Origin of the sequence: Carnobacterium sp. FSL E2-0243, from assembly GCF_038003605.1 — a bacterium.
Lineage (GTDB): Bacteria > Bacillota > Bacilli > Lactobacillales > Carnobacteriaceae > Carnobacterium > Carnobacterium maltaromaticum.
The window spans coordinates 925616-944362 of sequence record NZ_JBBOPM010000001.1; the positions used below are offsets into that span (position 1 = coordinate 925616).

An 18747-nucleotide genomic window follows, 5' to 3' on the forward strand; every position below is an offset into this window, starting at 1 on the left:
AGGGGAATTTTATCATGAAAATTATTGTTGTTAAAAATCAAGAAGAAGGCGGAAAAAAAGCTTTCGAATTAATTAAATCTGGGATGGAAAAAGGGGCTAAAGTATTAGGCTTAGCTACAGGAAGTACACCAGTGACTTTATATCAAGAAATGGTTTCAAGTGAATTAGATTTTTCTGATATGACATCAATTAATTTAGATGAATATGTAGGCTTAAGTGGCGATGATTCACAAAGCTATCGTTATTTTATGAATGAAAAATTATTTAATAAAAAACCATTCAAAGAAACCTTTGTTCCAAATGGTTTAGCAGATGCAGATGTAGAATGTGCACGTTATGATAAAATAATTGCAGAACATCCAGTTGATATCCAAATTTTAGGAATCGGTGGGAATGCACATATCGGTTTTAACGAACCTGGTACGCCTTTTGATGTGACAACGCATAAAGTAGCTTTAACAGAAGAAACAATAGAAGCGAATAAACGTTTCTTTGATAGAGCCGAAGATGTACCACGTTTTGCTTATTCTATGGGAATTAAATCAATTATGGAAGCAAAAGAAATCATTTTGATGGCTTATGGCGAAAGTAAGGCAGAAGCTATTAAAGCAACAGTTGATGGTGAAATTACAGAAGACGTTCCTTCAAGCATTTTACAAAAACATGACAATGTAGTTTTGATTGTTGATGAAGAAGCTGCTAAATTGATTCAAAAATAGGAGTGGAAAAAATGGGAGCAAATACACCTGTTTATATTCAAATTCACAACCAGATAAGAAAAGAGATTGAAGCTGGGAAGTGGGAAATCGGAGCCAAAATTCCGTCTGAACGTGAATTAGCTACTCAATTTAATGTTAGTAGAATGACACTACGTCAAGCTGTTCAAACATTAGTAGATGAAGGGATTTTAGAACGTAAAATTGGGTCCGGAACGTTTGTAGCTCGCAAAAAAGTGCAAGAAAAAATGAGTGGGATTGAAAGCTTTACAGATATTATGTTGTCCCAGGGACGTAAACCGACAAGTAAAACAATTTCTTATCATGTTAAGCCTGCTAGCACGAGCGAATCTGAAAAATTACAATTAGATGAAGAAGCTTTAGTTTTGAGAATGGAACGAATCAGATATGCAGATGGAATCCCAATTTGTTTTGAAGTAGCCACAATTCCTTACCATTTAGTTGAAAGTTTAAGCAAGGTTGAAGTGACTCGTTCTCTATACAAAACCTTAGAGCAAGAAAAAGGGTTTAAAATTGGGCAGGCGGAACAGACAATCTCAGCTATGTTAGCCTCAGAACGGATATCTGATTATTTAGCGATTAAACGTAATGAAGCAGTATTACGCTTAAAACAAATTAGTTATTTTAGTGATGGACAACCTTTTGAGTATGTAAGAACTCAGTATGTTGGTAGTCGCTTCGAATTTTATTTAGAAAAAAACAATTAAAAAGCAGATGTATTAAGAGTTTAGAATCTTAATACATCTGCTTTTATTACAATCAAGGATTAGAAGGGGAATTTCCTTCATTTGTGCTACCAGGTGGTTGTATCCCACCTGTACCTGCACTGCCAGATGAAGAATTCTCATCCACTGGTGGATCAGGCGTTTCAGGTATTTCAGGTTCTGGCGTAGAAGGAACCTCAGGAGTAGGTGTTTCAGTAATTGGTGGATTCTCAACAGGAGGAGCAGCTGGTTGCTGTTCTTCTGGAATCCATCTTGGTGTTTCTTGTACTGGAGGGACATATGGTTCTTCTGTATAAGAATACGTATCAACAGAATTGTTTTCCGTTGTTGAATCTATTGTCTTTTTATCGGTACTTACATCCGTTGTAGGAATCGACTCAGCTGTTAAACCAAGATGTTTTCGAAGTTGGTTTGACACCTCTTGCAGAGATTCAGAACTAGGTTGCCAAACATAGACATCTTGTCCATAGGAAGGAATATAATAGAGAAATCCGTCAGGTCCCTCTAATGTTAGGTTTGTAATATTATTTGCAGTACTCGCATAATTTTTAGCGAGTTCCCAAAGTTCACTACCAGTAAAGTTTGTTTCTACATTTTTTCCAACGGCATTAAAAATTTTATTAAAATTGGTTAAGCTATTAATGCTTAATGCATTTTTTACAATTTTGCTAATGACTTCTTTTTGACGTTCTTGTCGACCAAAATCTCCAGCAGGGTCTTGTTTACGCATCCTAGCATATTGTAGAGCTTGATTGCCATTTAAATCAAAATTACCAACATCTAATTCTACACCATCTAGCTCAAAAGCATATTTATTATCAACATTAATTCCACCAACAGCGTCAACTAAATCAACCATACCTTCCATATTAATTTTTGTGTAAAAATTAATGGGAATGTTTAAATAGTTCTCGACAGTTTCAACAGCAAGATTAATTCCACCATATGCAAAAGCCGCATTGACCTTATCTTTGCCATAACCAGGAATCGTTACCAATGTATCACGAGGAATTGAGACTAATTTAACACTATCTTCAATCGGATTTACAGTTGCTACCAAAATTGAATCGCTTCGTCCAGCATCTTCAGGTCGTTCATCTACACCTAAAAGTAAAACTGAAAAGGGTTCTTTATTTTTTAAAGCAACTGGTTTTGATCTAGGATTAGCATTAGTCGAACTTAGATCTTCTCCTTGAATATTTTCAACAGCCCTGTTTGCTGCTAAAGCAAAATAAGTTGCGTAAGAAATTAAAGCAATTATTAAAGTAAATAAAATTGTTAAGAGAATCGTTTTATTTTTTTTAGTCAGGCGTTTTTTATTATTGATACGACTAGATCGGCTTTTAATATCCGGACTTATTTCTTTTTCTGTGTTTTTTTTGTTAGAGCTATGTTTATCTGATCTCATTAATTTTCTCCTAAATTTTAATTATTCTCTAAGTGTAGATGATTTTTAAGGAAAATGCAATTGTATTCTGTATTTTTAATTTGTATAATGTATAATAGGTAAGAAATAGAAAAGTGTTTGATGAAAGTAGGTTTCTTTATGTATAATATGTTTCATATTGTGGTGATGTTAGTCGGCACTATGATTTTATCATTGATTTTGACTCCATTGGTAAGAAAATTAGCTTTTAAAATTGGTGCAACGGATAAACCTGATGCTCGCAGAGTGAATAAAAAAGAAATGCCAACTATCGGTGGTTTAGCTGTTTATTTAGCTTTTTTCATAGCTATATTTTTTATGCTTCCAATTCCATTCGAGCAAGCTTTTCCGTTGTTTTTAGGAGCTACAGTAATTATTATTACAGGGTTGATAGATGATATTAAAGAACTTAGCCCGAAAATGAAGCTTCTTGGAATTATTATTGCAGCTTTAATTATCTATTTTATGGCAGATATAAAAATGGATATGTTTACCATTCCGTTTTTCGGAACCTTCAAATTAGGTTGGTTAAGTTTTCCAGTTACTCTAATTTGGATTTTAGCTATTACAAATGCTGTGAATTTAATTGATGGACTTGATGGTTTGGCAACAGGTGTGTCAATAATTGCTTTAACAACAATGGGAATTATCGGTTATTTCTTTTTGACTGTTGCAAGTGTGAATATTCCAATTATGATATTTGCATTAGTTGCTGCTTTAATTGGATTTTTACCGTATAATTTTTTTCCAGCCAAAATCTTTTTAGGAGATACTGGCGCCCTGTTTTTAGGTTTTATGATTTCTGTGATGTCTTTGCAGGGGTTAAAAAATGTGACCTTTATATCTGTGATTATTCCAGTTGTCATTTTAGGTGTTCCAATTACAGATACGATTTATGCAATGTTACGTAGAAAATTAAATAATAAACCTATTTCAAGTGCAGATAAAATGCATTTGCATCATCGTTTAATGGCTCTAGGTCTAACTCATCGTCAAACTGTTTTAGCTATTTATAGTTTAGCTGTGATTTTTTCTTTTACAGCATTACTTTACAAGGTTTCAACATTATGGGGTTCGGTCTTTTTAACAGTAGGTCTCCTTTTTGGATTAGAATTATTTGTAGAGCTAATTGGATTGGTTGGAGAAAATCATCAACCGCTCCTATCTCGCTTTAAGAAATTTGCAAAAAAGAACAATCAAGAAGAAAAATAAAAAATATCGAAGTACTCAGAATAAAAACTGAGTACTTCGATATTTTTTTACCAATTATTATTGGAACCAGAATTTTCAGTGTTATCATTTGAGTTTGACCAAGAATTAGTTGACTTGTATTGACTATAACCATTTGTTACAAATTGATAATCTGCAGCATCTTGTTCGTTAGGCTCGTCTAAACCTAATGAAACTCTAAAGCGATGGCTAATAAAATCAACGCTATCTTGATAAAGTTCAACCATGCTAGCATCTTCTAATTCAAAATCAGTCCAATCAAAAACATAAGAGTTAAATGTATATCGACCATCTAATCCAGTTTGGGCAATTGACAACATTTCGTTAAATTTTAAGTTCGTACGCATATTTTTACCAGCTGCTTTAATCACATCTGAATACTTGTTAATAGACCCAACATTCATAGCTTTATCAACGATGGCTTGTAAAATAAGTTGTTGACGCTCACCACGTTTAATATCGTTGTCAATATGGCGAGTTCTAGCAAGTGCTAAAGCTTCTTCACCGTTTAAAAGTTGTTTTCCTTTTTCTAAATGAACCTCACCGTTACCTAATGTATTAGTGTCAGTAAAGCTTACAGGGACATCTACGTCAATTCCATCAAGAGCATCGACAATTTCTAAAAAGGAGTCAAAGTTAAAGGTTACATAGTAGTTAATGGGAACATTTAGTAATTTTTCAACTGTTTCGATGGTAGCTTGTTCTTCGCCATAAGTATAAGCAGAATTGATTTTATCTTTTCCGTTGTATTTTTTTGAAACAATGGTTGTATAGCTATCGCGCGGAATACTAACCATATTAATTTTATGTTCTTTAGGGTTAATGGTCAGATAGATTAGTGCATCAGTTCGAGCACTACCAAGTTGTCTTGCTGAATCATCATCAATTCCCATGACTAATACAGAAATTGTGTCTTCAATTGGATTGACTTTAATTTCATTACCTTTTGAAGTGCTTGCTTTGTCTCGATCCAACTCATAATAAGAATCATCAACGGTTTTCTTTGCTTCAGCATAGAGCTTTGCTCCATAAGTAACACCAGCCAAAACAAGAATCATAATGGGAATTAAAATCATTAAAATTATTTTGTTGCGGTTGTTCTTGTTAGTTACTTTATGCGATGTAGTCGGTCTTTTATTTTTTTTCACAGTCATTCTCCTCATTAAATAAAAATAGGCTGAATATTCTTAAATATTTTATCATATAAAATCGGTAACTGATAGTTTAATTATAAAATGTAACGATTTCTTAAGATTCAGTAAGGACCACTGTTTCCTGATGATTTTTTGGACCATTTTCGAATGAGACCTGGCCGTTTAGAAGATTAGTAATTTCTTCTTTAAAAGTATCCACTTGATCTTCAAGGACAAAACAAACGAAGATAACATTTTCTGTATAGAGTGTTTCTTTGATTGAATAGGGTGAATGGCTTAAAAAATTCTCGAGTTTACCAACTGCTGTATAGGAAATACTAACATTTATTTCTTGTTGTAAGCTGCGTTCAACAATACCGATAGCATCCAATGCACTGCTAACACTTTTTCCATAAGCGCGAATCAGACCACCAGCTCCAAGTTTTGTTCCGCCAAAATAACGTGTTACTACAGCGACAACATTTTTTAATTGGCGTTTCTTCAAGACTTCTAGCATAGGTATTCCTGCTGTCCCAACAGGTTCGCCATCATCTAATGCACGTTGGACTTGATCTTTATCACCAATTAAATAAGCGGCACAATTGTGATTGGCTTTCCAATGTTCTTTTTTTATTTTTTGAATAAACTGCTGAGCATCCGCTTCTGTATCAACTTCTTTTAAATGGCAAATAAAACGAGATTTTTTTATTTCGATTTCATGGCTGCCAGAACTCTTAATTGTATAATATTGTTTTAGTAGGAGCATATTATCCACCCTTTCTAGCGGTTGATTACTTTCTATTATATGATAAATAAAAGTAAATTGTTAGAGAAATGGATAAAATAAGAAAACTAGTGCATTTAATCTAGTACATTTTGCCAATTTAAAATGTTAATTTTTTCAAAGAGTTAAAAGTTAACTTGTTATTATTTTTTGTTAAATAGTACTAGAACTTATTAAATTGTCAAGACGATACAATGAAAATATGCTATAATTATTTGTTGAATCACTTGAATGGATTTTAAATTAGAAATAAAAGCTTAAATATAAGTGTGAAGAGCAATGGGGTGAAAAATTGAAAATAGCAGTTGTAACAGATAGTACAGCGTATTTAACACATGACCAATACCAAAAGAATAATATTTTCATGTTACCTCTGTCTGTAATTATCGGAGAAGATGTATTTCGTGAAGAAGTTGATATTACAAGCGCTGAGTTTTATGAAAAAGTTAGAGGAATGGAAAGTTTACCAACGAGTTCCCAACCAACAACAGGTGAGATTGTGAGTTTACTAGAACGTCTTAGTAAAGAGTATGATGCTGTAATTAGTATTCATCTATCTAGTAAAATTAGTGGAACCTATCAAAATGTTTCTGTTGCTGCATCAATGGTTGAATCAATTAAGGTCTATCCATACGATTCTGGCATTAGCTGTATGGCGCAAGGGTATTTTGCTTTAGAAGCAGCTAGAATGGCTAAACATGGTGCTACACCTGAGGAAATTTTAGGGACATTTGATGAAATGCAAACAACTTTACGAGCTTACTTTATGGTAGATGATTTAAATCATTTAGTTAGAGGAGGCCGTTTATCAAATGGAGCAGCTATTTTAGGATCCATGCTGAAAATTAAACCTATTTTACATTTTTCAGATAAAGAGATTGTTGTTTTTGAAAAAATTCGCTCTTCTAAAAAAGCATTAAAAAGAATCGAAGGTATGCTAGAAGAGGACACGCATAAAAATTATCCGATTGTAGCTACTATTATTCATGCAAATGCGGAAGAAGAAGCACTGAAATGGAAAAAACAGATGGAAAAGAAAATGCCTGAAGTTCGGTTTGAACTTAGTTATTTTGGTCCAGTTATTGGAACACATCTAGGTGAAGGTTCATTAGGTATGGCTTGGGTTGAAGACAGGGCTAAATCCCACCCGACTGCCTAGAACAAAAAAATTAAATGTATTTTTACTTACCGATAGAAAAATCTATCGGTTTTTTTGCATATATTTATTGGGCAGGGAGGAACACTATGAAACAATTAATGGGACGAGAATTACTAGCAAATGAATTTAATAGTAATACGAATGAAATGAATCAGCAGATAGAAGTTAGACCTGGTTTTTTAATTAAGGGTAGTCAAATATCCTGTCAGCGCTGTGGTTGCAAATCAAATAAACTCCGAATAGAAGCCCCATGTTATTGTCAAAATAAATGTTTTTATTGTTTGAATTGTTTACAAATGGGAAAAATAAGGAGATGTAGTTTGTTATATTCCTTAGTTGAGTTGAATCAGTTTGATTCGTTAAGCTCGCCAATTATGACTTGGCAAGGGATTCTATCGAAACAACAAGAAAAAGCTTCAAAAGAAATTACCGAATCTGTAATAAAGAAGGAAACGAGGTTGATTTGGGCAGTGACAGGAGCTGGTAAGACAGAAATGATTTTTGCAGGAATTGAACAAGCTTTAAAGAATGGCGAGCGGGTCTGCATTGCTTCACCAAGAGTTGATGTTTGTCTAGAGTTAGCTCCACGAGTTCAGAGTGCTTTTCCAAATGTTCCAATTGCTTTACTCCACGGAACTAGTCAAGAACGAGATACTTATAAGCAATTAATTATTGCGACTACACATCAGTTAATGCGATTCAAAGAAGCTTTTGATGTGTTAATTATTGATGAAATTGACGCTTTTCCGTTTACTGCAGATAAAACATTAGCTTTTGCAGCAGAAAAAGCCAGAAAAAAAAGAAGTTGTTTAATTTATTTATCTGCAACACCTTCAAAAAAAATGCAAAAAGAGCTTCAAAATAAAGAGTTAATTGCGTCTATTTTACCAGCAAGATATCACGGTCATCCATTACCAGAACCTAAATGTATTTTTTTAGGTGAAAAAATGGAGGGAAAGAAGGCTAATAAGAGATTGTTGAATATTTTACACCACTTTGTCAATCAAAAGCGACGATTTTTATTGTTTTCACCAAATATAAAGAAGATGCAAGAGTTAGAAAAAATAGTTCAAGCCGAGTTTTTTACTAAAACTATTGCGAGTGTTCATTCAGGAGATCCTGAACGTCAAGAAAAAGTGCTAGCTATGCGAAAAGGGGAATTGGATTTTTTATTGTGTACGACGATTCTCGAAAGAGGAGTGACATTTACAGATATTGATGTTTTAGTTTTAGGGGCAGAAGATCGAACCTTTACAGAAGCTGCATTAGTACAAATTTCTGGCAGAGCAGGGCGACACCGTGATTACCCAACTGGTCAGGTAGTTTTTTTATATCATAGTTTAACTCGAGATATGAAACGAGCAATTAAGCAAATAAAGAAAATGAATCAGCTCGCTAGGCAAAAAGGATTTATTCTTTCATGAAAAAATGTTTAATGTGCCAAGAGGGCTTAAATGAACTGATTACTCTTAGAAAAATACTTTTTTTTATTAAGTTACAACAAGAAAGCATATGTAAAGACTGTCGGGATAAATTTAATCCATTAACCAATCAGATCGTTTGTCAAGGATGTGGACGTATTAGCTTTGAAAAGGGATATTGTAATGATTGTATCAATTGGAAGAAAATAGAGCCAACCGCTACTTTGAATCATCAAAGTTTATTTGAATACAATGATTGGATGAAAGAATGGATTGAGGGGTTTAAATTTAAAGGGAATTACCAATTAGGCTGTGTTTTTTCAGAAGAACTGAAAAAATTTATATATTTAAAAAAACAACAAGGTTTTCTCGTTGCTCCAATTCCAAGTAGCCAACACAGTTATGCTAATAGAGGTTTTAATCAAGTTGAGGCATTATTAGATTTTGCAAAAGTAACTTATCAGTCAATTTTATTGAATGAAAGTCAAGAAATGAAACAATCTAGCAAAAATAGACAAGAACGTTTACTCTTAAAACAGCCTTTTAGCATCAAGAAAGAGTGGCAAGGAAAGCTTGAAGGAAAATCAATTTTACTTGTAGATGATGTCTACACAACTGGTAGAACGATTTTATATGCAAAAAAATTAATAGAAGATTCAGGCGCAAGCTTGGTACGAAGCGTTTCTTTAGCAAGGTGAAAAAATAGTCAGAGAATAATGACGGATTTCATTTGTCAATTAAAGCGCTATCGCTTATAATTGAGTTAAGGACAACATCATTTGAGTGGTCCTCATGATGTGTCACCATTCTGACAGTGTCAGTTGAAAGGGGAGAGCGTTTATGTTTAAATATAATGTTCGTGGCGAAAATATTGAGGTAACAGCAGCAATCCGTGAGTATGTTGAGAAAAAAGTAGGCAAATTAGAAAGATATTTTAGCGATGTGCCTGATGCAACGGCTCACGTAAACTTAAAAGTCTACTCTGATAAAACTGCTAAAGTGGAGGTAACTGTTCCACTACCTTATTTGGTTCTACGTGCCGAAGAAACCTCACCTGATCTGTATGCAAGTGTGGATTTAGTTGTAGACAAATTAGAAAGACAAATGCGTAAATATAAAACAAAAATTAACCGCAAATCTCGTGAAAAAGGTTTCGACTTTGTTGTACCTAATGCTGCTGAGCTAGATGTAGCCACTGGTGAACTTGATATTGTGAGAACAAAACGTGTTTCATTAAAACCTATGGACAGTGAAGAAGCTGTTTTACAAATGGATATGTTAGGTCACAATTTCTTCATTTTTGAAGATGCAGAGACTAATGGCATCAGTATTGTTTACCGTCGTACAGATGGAAAATACGGATTAATTGAAACAAACTAAAGATTAAAAAGCAGAAGTTACTTGTTAAACTTAACAAGTAACTTCTTTATTTTGGTTAAAAATAGAAAAAAATAAAAAAAAAAGGTATAATAAATTAATGTCGTTTTTATAAATGAAGGGAGCATTAGCTTTTTAATTTAATCTCCATTAAAAAAAATGACAACTTTTTGAACAGAATTGTTTTAGAAATCGCTTTAATCAATTTGCTAGAGCCGTTTTGATGAAAAAAGGGTTTCAATTGTAGGGAAGTAATGATAAAATTGTAAGGATGGCAGTAGTCTGCTTAGCAAAGGTTAATTTATTATCTGACAGCTACTACAGATTTTAAAAACATAGACAAGATTAAATTAAAAGAATATATGAAAAAGAGGAGAAATAGTGATGGCTAATTTTTTAAAGCAGTTAATTGAAAACGATAAAAAAGAAATTAAAAGCCTAGAAAAAGTTGCTGATAAGATTGATGCTTATGGCGATCGAATGGCGGCTTTATCTGACGAAGAGTTACAAGCAAAAACACCTGAATTTAAGAAACGTTACCAAGCGGGTGAAACATTAGATGATCTTTTACCAGAGGCATTTGCAGTTGTTCGTGAAGCTGCTAAACGTGTTTTGGGATTGTACCCTTACCGTGTCCAATTAATGGGTGGAATGACTTTGCATAAAGGGAATATCCCTGAAATGAAAACAGGTGAAGGGAAAACCTTGACTGCGACAATGCCGGTTTACTTAAATGCATTAGCAGGCGAAGGGGTTCATGTTGTTACAGTAAATGAATATTTAGCAAGTCGTGATGCAACAGAAATGGGAGAGTTATATACTTTCTTAGGATTAACTGTTGGGTTGAATTTAAATTCTAAAAGTTCAGAAGAAAAACGTGAAGCGTACAATGCTGATATTACCTACAGTACAAATAATGAATTAGGTTTTGATTACCTAAGAGACAACATGGTTGTTTACCGTGAACAAATGGTTCAACGTCCATTAAACTATGCGATTGTGGATGAAGTCGATTCAATCTTAATTGATGAAGCGAGAACGCCGCTAATTATTTCAGGACAAGCTGAAAAATCAACAGCGTTGTATACACGTGCTGACTTTTTTGTGAAAAGTTTGACAGCTGAAGCAGATTATACTATTGATGTTCAATCAAAAACAATTGCATTAACTGAAGAAGGTATGGTTAAAGCTGAGAAAACCTTTAAAGTTGAAAACTTATATGATATTGATAATACAGCCTTGATTCACCACATTGATCAAGCATTACGTGCGAACTACATTATGTTACGTGATATTGATTATGTTGTTCAAGAAGGTGAAGTACTGATTGTTGATCAATTTACAGGTCGTATTATGGATGGTCGTCGTTATTCAGATGGTTTACACCAAGCGATCGAAGCTAAAGAAGGCGTTGAAATTGAAAATGAATCAAAAACAATGGCCAATGTAACGTTCCAAAACTTCTTTAGAATGTATAAAAAATTATCTGGAATGACTGGTACTGCTAAAACAGAACAAGAAGAATTCCGCGAAATTTACAATATACAAGTAGTTGAAATCCCAACGAATAAGCCGATTATTCGTGATGATCGTCCTGATTTATTGTATCCAACATTAGAAAGTAAATTTAATGCAGTGGTTGAGGACATTAAAACACGTCATGCTAATGGACAGCCAATTTTAGTTGGTACTGTAGCTGTTGAAACATCTGAATTATTATCAGATCTATTAACTAAAGCTAAAATCCATCATGAAGTTTTAAATGCTAAAAATCACTTTAAAGAAGCTGAAATTATCATGAGCGCAGGTCAAAAAGGAGCAGTTACCATCGCAACGAATATGGCTGGACGTGGTACAGATATCAAGTTAGGTGCTGGCGTTATTGAAGCTGGTGGTTTATGTGTTATTGGCACTGAGCGTCATGAGTCACGACGTATTGATAATCAATTACGTGGTCGTGCTGGTCGTCAAGGAGATCCTGGGGTGACTCAATTCTATCTATCATTAGAAGATGAATTGATGAAACGATTTGGTTCTGAAAGAATCCAAGCAATTTTAGAACGTTTAAGAGTTCAAGAAGAAGATGCGGTTATCCAAAGTAAAATGATTTCACGTCAAGTTGAATCTGCACAAAAACGTGTTGAAGGAAACAACTATGATACTCGTAAAAACGTTTTAGAATATGATGATGTTATGCGTGAACAACGTGAAATTATGTACGGACAACGTTTGGAAGTTATTATGGCAACTGAATCATTGAAAAAAATTACAATGGCTATGATTCAACGTACAGTGAATCGTATGGTAAGTGTTAACACACAAGGAAATAAAGAAGAGTGGAACTTACAAGGTATTCATGATTTTGCAACATCTGCAATTGTCCATGAAGATAGCTTGACTGTTCAAGATTTAGAGAACAAAACACCAGAAGAAATTGAAGCTTTATTAATGAAACGTGTTGAAGACATCTATACAACTAAAGAACAACAATTTAACGAACAAATGCTTGAATTTGAAAAAGTTGTTATTCTACGTGTTGTTGATAGTAAGTGGACAGATCATATCGATACAATGGATCAACTACGTCAAGGAATTGGTTTACGAGCATATGCGCAAACAAATCCACTGGTTGAATACCAAGCTGAAGGATTCAAATTATTTGAAGAAATGATTGCAGCAATCGAATATGATGTAACACGTCTATTGATGAAATCAGAAATTAGACAAAATCTACAAAGAGAACAAGTGGCTCAAGGTTCACCAGCCCGTTCAACAGGTGATGGGGACGTAGTAGAAGCTGCAAAACATAAACCAGTTAAGAACGATGATAAGATTGGTAGAAATGATCCATGTCCATGTGGCAGTGGCAAAAAATATAAAAATTGTCATGGCAAGGATAAATAGATAGTTCTCTACTGAACACGATTTGGTTGATGCCAAATCGTGTTCTTTGTTACCATAATAATAAATAGACTATAGAATAAGGACGTGTTTTTATGGAATTAAGTGAAATCAGAAATAATTTAGCAACAGCAGAGGAAAGAATTGCTGGTTTCAGGAGGTCTCTTTGACTTAGAATCAATGGAACGAGATATTGCTGAATTTGCTGAGTTGATGGGCGAACCTGGATTTTGGGATGACGGAATTAAAGCACAAAATGTGATTAATGAAGCCAATATTATTAAAGAAAAATACAATCAATTTCAACAGTTAGCAGAGACGAAAGAAGAGTTAGACCTGCTTTTGGAGATGGTTAAAGAAGAAGAAGATGCGGAATTAGAAAAAGAGTTAGAAGAAAATCTAACTACTTTTTTAGCTGTATTGGATCAATTTGAATTAGATATGTTATTAAGTGAACCTTACGATAAAAACAATGCCATTATTGAGTTACATCCTGGAGCTGGCGGAACAGAGTCGCAAGATTGGGGTAGTATGTTATTACGAATGTATACAAGATGGGCAGAGAAAAAAGGCTTTAAGGTTGAGTATTTGGATTACCAAGATGGGGACGAAGCTGGAATTAAGAGTGTCACTTTGTTAATTAAAGGTCATAATGCTTATGGATATTTGAAGGCTGAAAAAGGGGTTCATCGTCTTGTTCGTATTTCTCCATTTGATTCTGCTGGACGTCGCCATACTTCATTTGTTTCTATTGATGTAATACCAGAAATGGAAGATAATGTGGATATTCAAATCAATACAGATGATTTGCGTATTGATACTTACCGAGCTAGCGGAGCAGGTGGGCAACATATTAATAAAACCGATTCAGCAGTTCGAATTACGCATCTTCCAACAGGAGTTGTTGTTGCAAGCCAAGCCCAACGGTCACAAATGAAAAATAAAGATCAAGCAATGGGAATGCTAAAAGCTAAATTATACCAACTTGAACTAGAAGAAAAAGAGAAACAAATGGCTGAAATTCGTGGAGAACAAAAGGAGATTGGATGGGGATCACAAATCCGTTCTTATGTTTTTCATCCTTATTCAATGATTAAAGATCATCGCACTAACTATGAAACTGGAAATGTCCAAGGCGTCATGGATGGTGATTTAGATCCCTTTATTGATGCGTATCTGAAAAGTAAAATTGTTACAAAAAGCTAAAAAGTATTAAAATTGATTCAAACACACTCCAGTATTTCCTTAAAAAAACAAAAGAATATTACAAGGTTAATTGTCTTTTCCCAAAAAAAAGCTATTTAATGGCGTTAAGTGGGAGGGATAGTGTGAAAAACATTTGTTTAACTAGCTTAAGCCTAATTTTATTGTTATTAAGTCTGAAATATTTTAAATAAGACATTTCGTTACAGACTTTGCTTATTTTGAAACAAATTTGTAAAGAAATTAGTACAGACATGAGCTTGTATAATGCTATAATGAGAAGGCATTAGGGAAAATAGTTCCCGAAGATTAGGATGAAACACCTGATAAGGATAGCAAAACTAGAAAAGTAAGGTGATTATATGATAGAAATGCTGAATGTCTATAAGAAATATCCCAATGGCATTACAGCCGCGAACGGCTTAACAGTTCGAATCGAGCAAGGTGAATTTGTCTATGTGGTTGGACCAAGTGGTGCGGGTAAATCAACCTTTATAAAAATGATGTACCGTGAAGAAAATGCAACAAAGGGCAGTATCAAAGTAGGAGATTTTGATTTAGTTACAATGAAAGATCGAGATGTTCCTTTTTTAAGACGTCATGTTGGAGTTGTTTTCCAAGACTTTAAATTATTACCACGTTTAACAGTGTATGAAAATATTGCTTATGCAATGGAAGTAGTTGAAAAAAATCCTAAAACAATTAAAAAACGAGTTTTAGAAGTTTTAGATTTAGTTGGATTAAAACATAAAGTTCGAATGTTTCCAAATGAGTTATCAGGTGGAGAACAACAACGTATTGCAATCGCGAGAGCCATTGCAAATATGCCAAGAGTTCTAATAGCTGATGAGCCAACAGGGAACTTAGATCCAGATACTTCATGGGAAATTATGAATATTTTGGAAGAAATCAACAATCAAGGTACAACAGTTGTCATGGCGACTCATAATAGTCAAATTGTAAATGTTGTAAAACACCGTGTTCTTGCGGTTGAAAATGGACGAATTGTCCGAGATCAATTGGAAGGAGATTACGGTTATGAAGCTTAGAACGTTTAAAAGACATTTAGTAGAGAGTTTAAAAAGCTTAAAACGAAATGGTTGGATGTCTGTTGCGGCGATTAGTGCTGTAACAGTAACTTTACTATTAGTAGGGAGTTTTATCTCTATCCTACTGAATATTAATAAATTAGCTACTGATGTTGAAAATGATGTCAGTGTGCGTGTCTACATTGACTTAGCTGCGACGAAAGATCAGAAAACTCAATTAAAAGAAGAATTACAAAAATTATCAAATGTTGATTCAATCGACTATTCAAGTCGTGAGAGCGAATTAGAAAAAGTAGTTGGAAGTTATGGATCTGAATTTACTTTATTCGGCGGCGATGATAACCCATTATATGATGTTTATGTAGTGAGTACTGAGTCACCACAGGATACAGAAAAAGTTGCAAAGGCAGCTGAAAAATTAACGTATGTTGCAAAAGTAAATTACGGTGGTTCAGATGCTAAAAAACTATTTAAATTTGTTTCAACGATACGAAATGTCGGATCAGTTATTATTGTGGCCTTGTTATTAACAGCTATTTTCTTAATTTCTAATACAATTCGTATTACAATTTTGTCACGTAGTACAGAAATTGAAATTATGAAACTAGTAGGGGCAACAAACGGCTTTATTAGATGGCCTTTCTTATTAGAAGGTGCATGGATCGGATTCTTTGGTGCTGTTTTGCCAATAACGATTCTAAGCTTCATTTATGTAGCGATTTATAACTTTAGTACAGGAGCATTGCAAGGAACATACTTTGCTTTGTTAACGCCAAATCCATTCTTAATCCAGATTGGTGGACTTTTACTAGGGATTGGAATTATCATCGGTGCATTCGGTTCATTAATTTCAATGCGTCGTTTCTTGAAAGTTTAAAAATAAAAAATTAGATAACATAATTATAAGGGAAACCGGGGGAAACAATTCGTGAATAAAAAAATGTTAACTTTAGTAGTAGTTGGTACAGTTGGTTTAAGTTCATTAGCTTTACCATTTAGCGCAGCAGCAGCGGTAGACGATGATATTAATCGTACATCACAAAAAATCAGTGAAATTTCGGGTAAAAAATATGCAGCACAAACTGAAATTGGAACTATTACTGATACTATTGCTAAAAATGAAGAAAATTCAGTTAAATTAGTTGCAGAAATGAAAGAAACTCAAGCAACTTTGAAAACTTTAACAACTGAAGTAACTGCATTAAATGAAAAAATTGCACAACGTGAAGATAAGTTAAAAGAACAAGCTCGCACTATTCAAGTGAATGGTGATACACAAAATTATATAGACTTTGTCTTATCAGCAAAATCATTCGGTGATGTTGTAGGTCGTGTTGATGTTGTTAGCCAAATGGTTTCTGCAAATCAAGATTTAGTGAAAGAGCAAAAGTCAGATAAAGAAGAAGTTGCTTCTAAACAAAAAGAAACAGAAACTAAATCACAAGAACAAGCTCTTTTAGCTGCAAAGTTAGAAGCGACTAAAGCTGATTTAGAACAACAAAAACTTGAAAAAGAAGCAATTGTTGCAACTTTAGCTTCAGAACAATCTGGAGCTGAAAGTGAAAAAGCTTCTTTCCTAGCTAAAAAAGAAGATGCTGAAAAAGCAGCTAAAGCAATTGCAACCGCAAATACTGCACCAGTTGTAGCTGTTCAAACAAGTACAACTGCACCTGCAGCTACACCAGTTGCGGAAAATAATGCACCAGCTACTCCAGCTGCTCCACCTGTTAATAACTCTGGTGGCGTATTAGGGGCTGCTTATAGTGTAATTGGAACACCTTATTTATATGGTGGAACAACAACTGCTGGATTTGATTGTTCTGGTTTTACACAATTTGCCTTTGCAGCAATTGGGGTTAGTTTACCTCGTGTTGCTAGTGCGCAATACTCAGCAACGACTCGTATTTCACAAGCAGAAGCACAGCCAGGAGATTTAGTTTTCTTTAACCAAACTGGTTCAATTGATCATGTTGGAATTTACTTGGGTGGTGGACAGTTTATCGGTTCACAATCTTCATCTGGCGTAGCAGTAGCTTCAATTTCTCCATACTACTGGGCTCAATACCTAGTTGGTTTTGGACGTGTCAACTAATTTAGTTTAATATTTAATTATTACCCCGGATAAAATAGCCTTCAGTCAATCTCATTTTGCGAGATTGACTGAAGGCTATTTTTGAATTCAAAATAATTTATTTTCATTGTTGAAAGTTATTTGGTAAATTGCTTTTAGATTGAGACTAGTAAGTGAGGATTATTTTGTTATAATAAGATAGATAAGTGTTAGAAAGTAGCATTTATTAGAATCAGGTTCAAAATAGATTTTACTAGGTAAAACGTGTGAAATTTTGTTAAAATAAATAATAGAGATAGAAAGGGTGAATTATTTGGATTCAGTTGCAGGTATTATTTTTAAGGCAATCATTTTATTTTTTGCTCAACCTCTTTTTTGGTTAGGCGCTTTAGTAGCTTTGCTAAGTAGCATACTACGAATAAAGAGAGAACGAAAGATTTATCGAGTTGCAATTCATAAAGGTTTTAATGAAGTTCGTAATTATTTAATCAGTGGTCTGTTACCTGGACTTATCATATCAGCGATAGTTATTTTATTAGGAATTACAATTAACATAGAATGGTTATGGGTTTATCCAATAGTTGTTGCCTTTTGTTTTATTTTACTCGGGTATCGCTTTATTCATCCTATGTTTACTATTCCGATTACTATAGGTATATTATTTATAACATCGTATCTAATTAAAGCTGATTCAGGATTTTCAGTTGGTATGTTAGATTTTAATATGGACTTTATAAATACAGGATTAGTTCAAAACAGTCTAATTCTTACAATCTTGTTGATACTTGCTACCTATTTTTTATTTAAGCAAGCGTTGAAATATTTATCACCAAATTTTCGAAAAACAAGTCGAGGTAAATGGATTGCTAGTTACTTAGTTAAGCCATTAACATTTTTGCCATTGTTTTTACTAGTACCAGGTCAACAATTTACTGAGTTGTTTAGTTGGTGGCCAGTTTTTTCAATAGGCAACGAAACGTATACTTTAGTAGCTATTCCAGTTTTAATTGGTTTAAGAATTAAAATTGAAACACAGCCTTTAAAAGTAGCGATTAAAGGAATTCAAAAAGATATAGTACTGGTGAGTATAGTGGGGATAGTTGGTACAGTTTTAAGCTACTATGTTTATTACGCTGCGGAAGTTACATTGTTGCTCATATTTATAGGTGGTGTAGCTACGTTAATAAGACACAATATTCGCGAAAAAAAGTGGCAGTTTTTGTATGGTCCTGTTGGCGATGGCATCAAAATTGTTGGGATTCGACCGGATACTCCTGCAACTAAAATGCAGCTAGAAATTGGAGAAACAATCGTAGTCTGTAATAATCAAGCAGTTAAAAATGATGATGAATTTTATCAAGCACTTTTAATTAATAGCGCATACTGTCATTTGAAAATTAGAGGATTAGATGGTGAATATCGGTTAACAGAAACAGCGATATTTGCTGATTCTCCCCACGAATTAGGAATTGTTACGATTCCTGATAAAATAAACTAAAGTTAGTATCTTTTTACGTAGATATCGGAGGAT

Annotated in this window: 16 protein-coding genes; 13 read left to right on the top strand and 3 right to left on the bottom strand. The window is 33.9% G+C overall.

Annotation, left to right across the window (positions count from 1 at the left end):
* Positions 1-14: 14 nt before the first annotated feature.
* Positions 15-719 carry a glucosamine-6-phosphate deaminase gene (locus MHI00_RS04195; RefSeq protein WP_341111396.1) on the top strand — a complete coding sequence of 235 codons (705 nt, stop codon included), beginning with the start codon at positions 15-17 and terminating at the stop codon, positions 717-719.
* A gap of 11 nt (positions 720-730) precedes the next feature.
* Entirely contained in the window at positions 731-1444 is a 714-nt protein-coding gene (locus MHI00_RS04200; protein WP_035065557.1) for a GntR family transcriptional regulator, read from the top strand.
* A gap of 52 nt (positions 1445-1496) precedes the next feature.
* Here the strand turns inward: MHI00_RS04200 and MHI00_RS04205 are convergent, their stop codons facing one another.
* A complete protein-coding gene (locus MHI00_RS04205; protein WP_317914257.1) occupies positions 1497-2870 on the bottom strand; it encodes an LCP family glycopolymer transferase in 1374 nt (457 codons plus the stop codon).
* A 147-nt stretch (positions 2871-3017) separates the two neighbouring features.
* Between MHI00_RS04205 and MHI00_RS04210 the strand changes: the two genes are divergently transcribed.
* Positions 3018-4100 carry a glycosyltransferase family 4 protein gene (locus tag MHI00_RS04210; protein ID WP_016356582.1) on the top strand — a complete coding sequence of 361 codons (1083 nt, stop codon included), beginning with the start codon at positions 3018-3020 and terminating at the stop codon, positions 4098-4100.
* Positions 4101-4147: 47 nt separating this feature from the next.
* Here the strand turns inward: MHI00_RS04210 and MHI00_RS04215 are convergent, their stop codons facing one another.
* Together MHI00_RS04215 and MHI00_RS04220 are read right to left on the bottom strand one after the other, a co-directional pair.
* Positions 4148-5266, bottom strand: coding sequence for an LCP family protein (locus MHI00_RS04215; protein ID WP_201731220.1), 1119 nt, complete (start codon positions 5264-5266; stop codon positions 4148-4150).
* 100 nt (positions 5267-5366) lie between these two features.
* Positions 5367-6017 carry a YigZ family protein gene (locus MHI00_RS04220; protein WP_341111405.1) on the bottom strand — a complete coding sequence of 217 codons (651 nt, stop codon included), beginning with the start codon at positions 6015-6017 and terminating at the stop codon, positions 5367-5369.
* A gap of 310 nt (positions 6018-6327) precedes the next feature.
* Between MHI00_RS04220 and MHI00_RS04225 the strand changes: the two genes are divergently transcribed.
* The 10 genes from MHI00_RS04225 (at position 6328) to MHI00_RS04270 (ending at position 18714) form a co-directional block, all read left to right on the top strand.
* Complete coding sequence (locus MHI00_RS04225) at positions 6328-7194, top strand: DegV family protein (protein WP_010051553.1); 867 nt, start codon at positions 6328-6330, stop codon at positions 7192-7194.
* An 86-nt stretch (positions 7195-7280) separates the two neighbouring features.
* Positions 7281-8618: a DEAD/DEAH box helicase gene (locus MHI00_RS04230; protein WP_016356580.1), complete on the top strand. Its 1338-nt coding sequence runs from the start codon at positions 7281-7283 to the stop codon at positions 8616-8618.
* Positions 8615-9313 (top strand): ComF family protein, encoded by a 699-nt coding sequence (locus MHI00_RS04235; RefSeq protein ID WP_056999304.1) that lies wholly within the window; start codon positions 8615-8617, stop codon positions 9311-9313. The genes MHI00_RS04230 and MHI00_RS04235 overlap by 4 nt, the downstream gene beginning before the upstream one ends.
* Before the next feature lie 142 nt (positions 9314-9455).
* Positions 9456-9995: a ribosome hibernation-promoting factor, HPF/YfiA family gene (gene hpf, locus MHI00_RS04240; protein ID WP_010051557.1), complete on the top strand. Its 540-nt coding sequence runs from the start codon at positions 9456-9458 to the stop codon at positions 9993-9995.
* A gap of 381 nt (positions 9996-10376) precedes the next feature.
* Positions 10377-12896 carry a preprotein translocase subunit SecA gene (gene secA, locus MHI00_RS04245; protein WP_010051559.1) on the top strand — a complete coding sequence of 840 codons (2520 nt, stop codon included), beginning with the start codon at positions 10377-10379 and terminating at the stop codon, positions 12894-12896.
* Positions 12897-12988: 92 nt separating this feature from the next.
* Positions 12989-14099, top strand: a protein-coding gene (gene prfB / locus MHI00_RS04250) for a peptide chain release factor 2 (protein ID WP_341111412.1) whose coding sequence is annotated in 2 segments (ribosomal slippage) — positions 12989-13060 and positions 13062-14099 — 1110 coding nt in all. Because the reading frame shifts where the segments join, the coding sequence is not laid out codon by codon here.
* A 359-nt stretch (positions 14100-14458) separates the two neighbouring features.
* Complete coding sequence (gene ftsE, locus MHI00_RS04255) at positions 14459-15145, top strand: cell division ATP-binding protein FtsE (RefSeq protein ID WP_010051563.1); 687 nt, start codon at positions 14459-14461, stop codon at positions 15143-15145.
* Entirely contained in the window at positions 15135-16022 is an 888-nt protein-coding gene (gene ftsX / locus MHI00_RS04260) for a permease-like cell division protein FtsX (protein WP_010051565.1), read from the top strand. The genes ftsE and ftsX overlap by 11 nt, the downstream gene beginning before the upstream one ends.
* A gap of 51 nt (positions 16023-16073) precedes the next feature.
* Positions 16074-17237: a C40 family peptidase gene (locus MHI00_RS04265; RefSeq protein WP_341111415.1), complete on the top strand. Its 1164-nt coding sequence runs from the start codon at positions 16074-16076 to the stop codon at positions 17235-17237.
* Between the two features lie 283 nt (positions 17238-17520).
* On the top strand, positions 17521-18714 hold the full coding sequence (locus MHI00_RS04270; RefSeq protein ID WP_233637903.1) for a topological determinant of cell division: 1194 nt from the start codon (positions 17521-17523) through the stop codon (positions 18712-18714).
* The last annotated feature ends 33 nt before the right edge of the window (positions 18715-18747 follow it).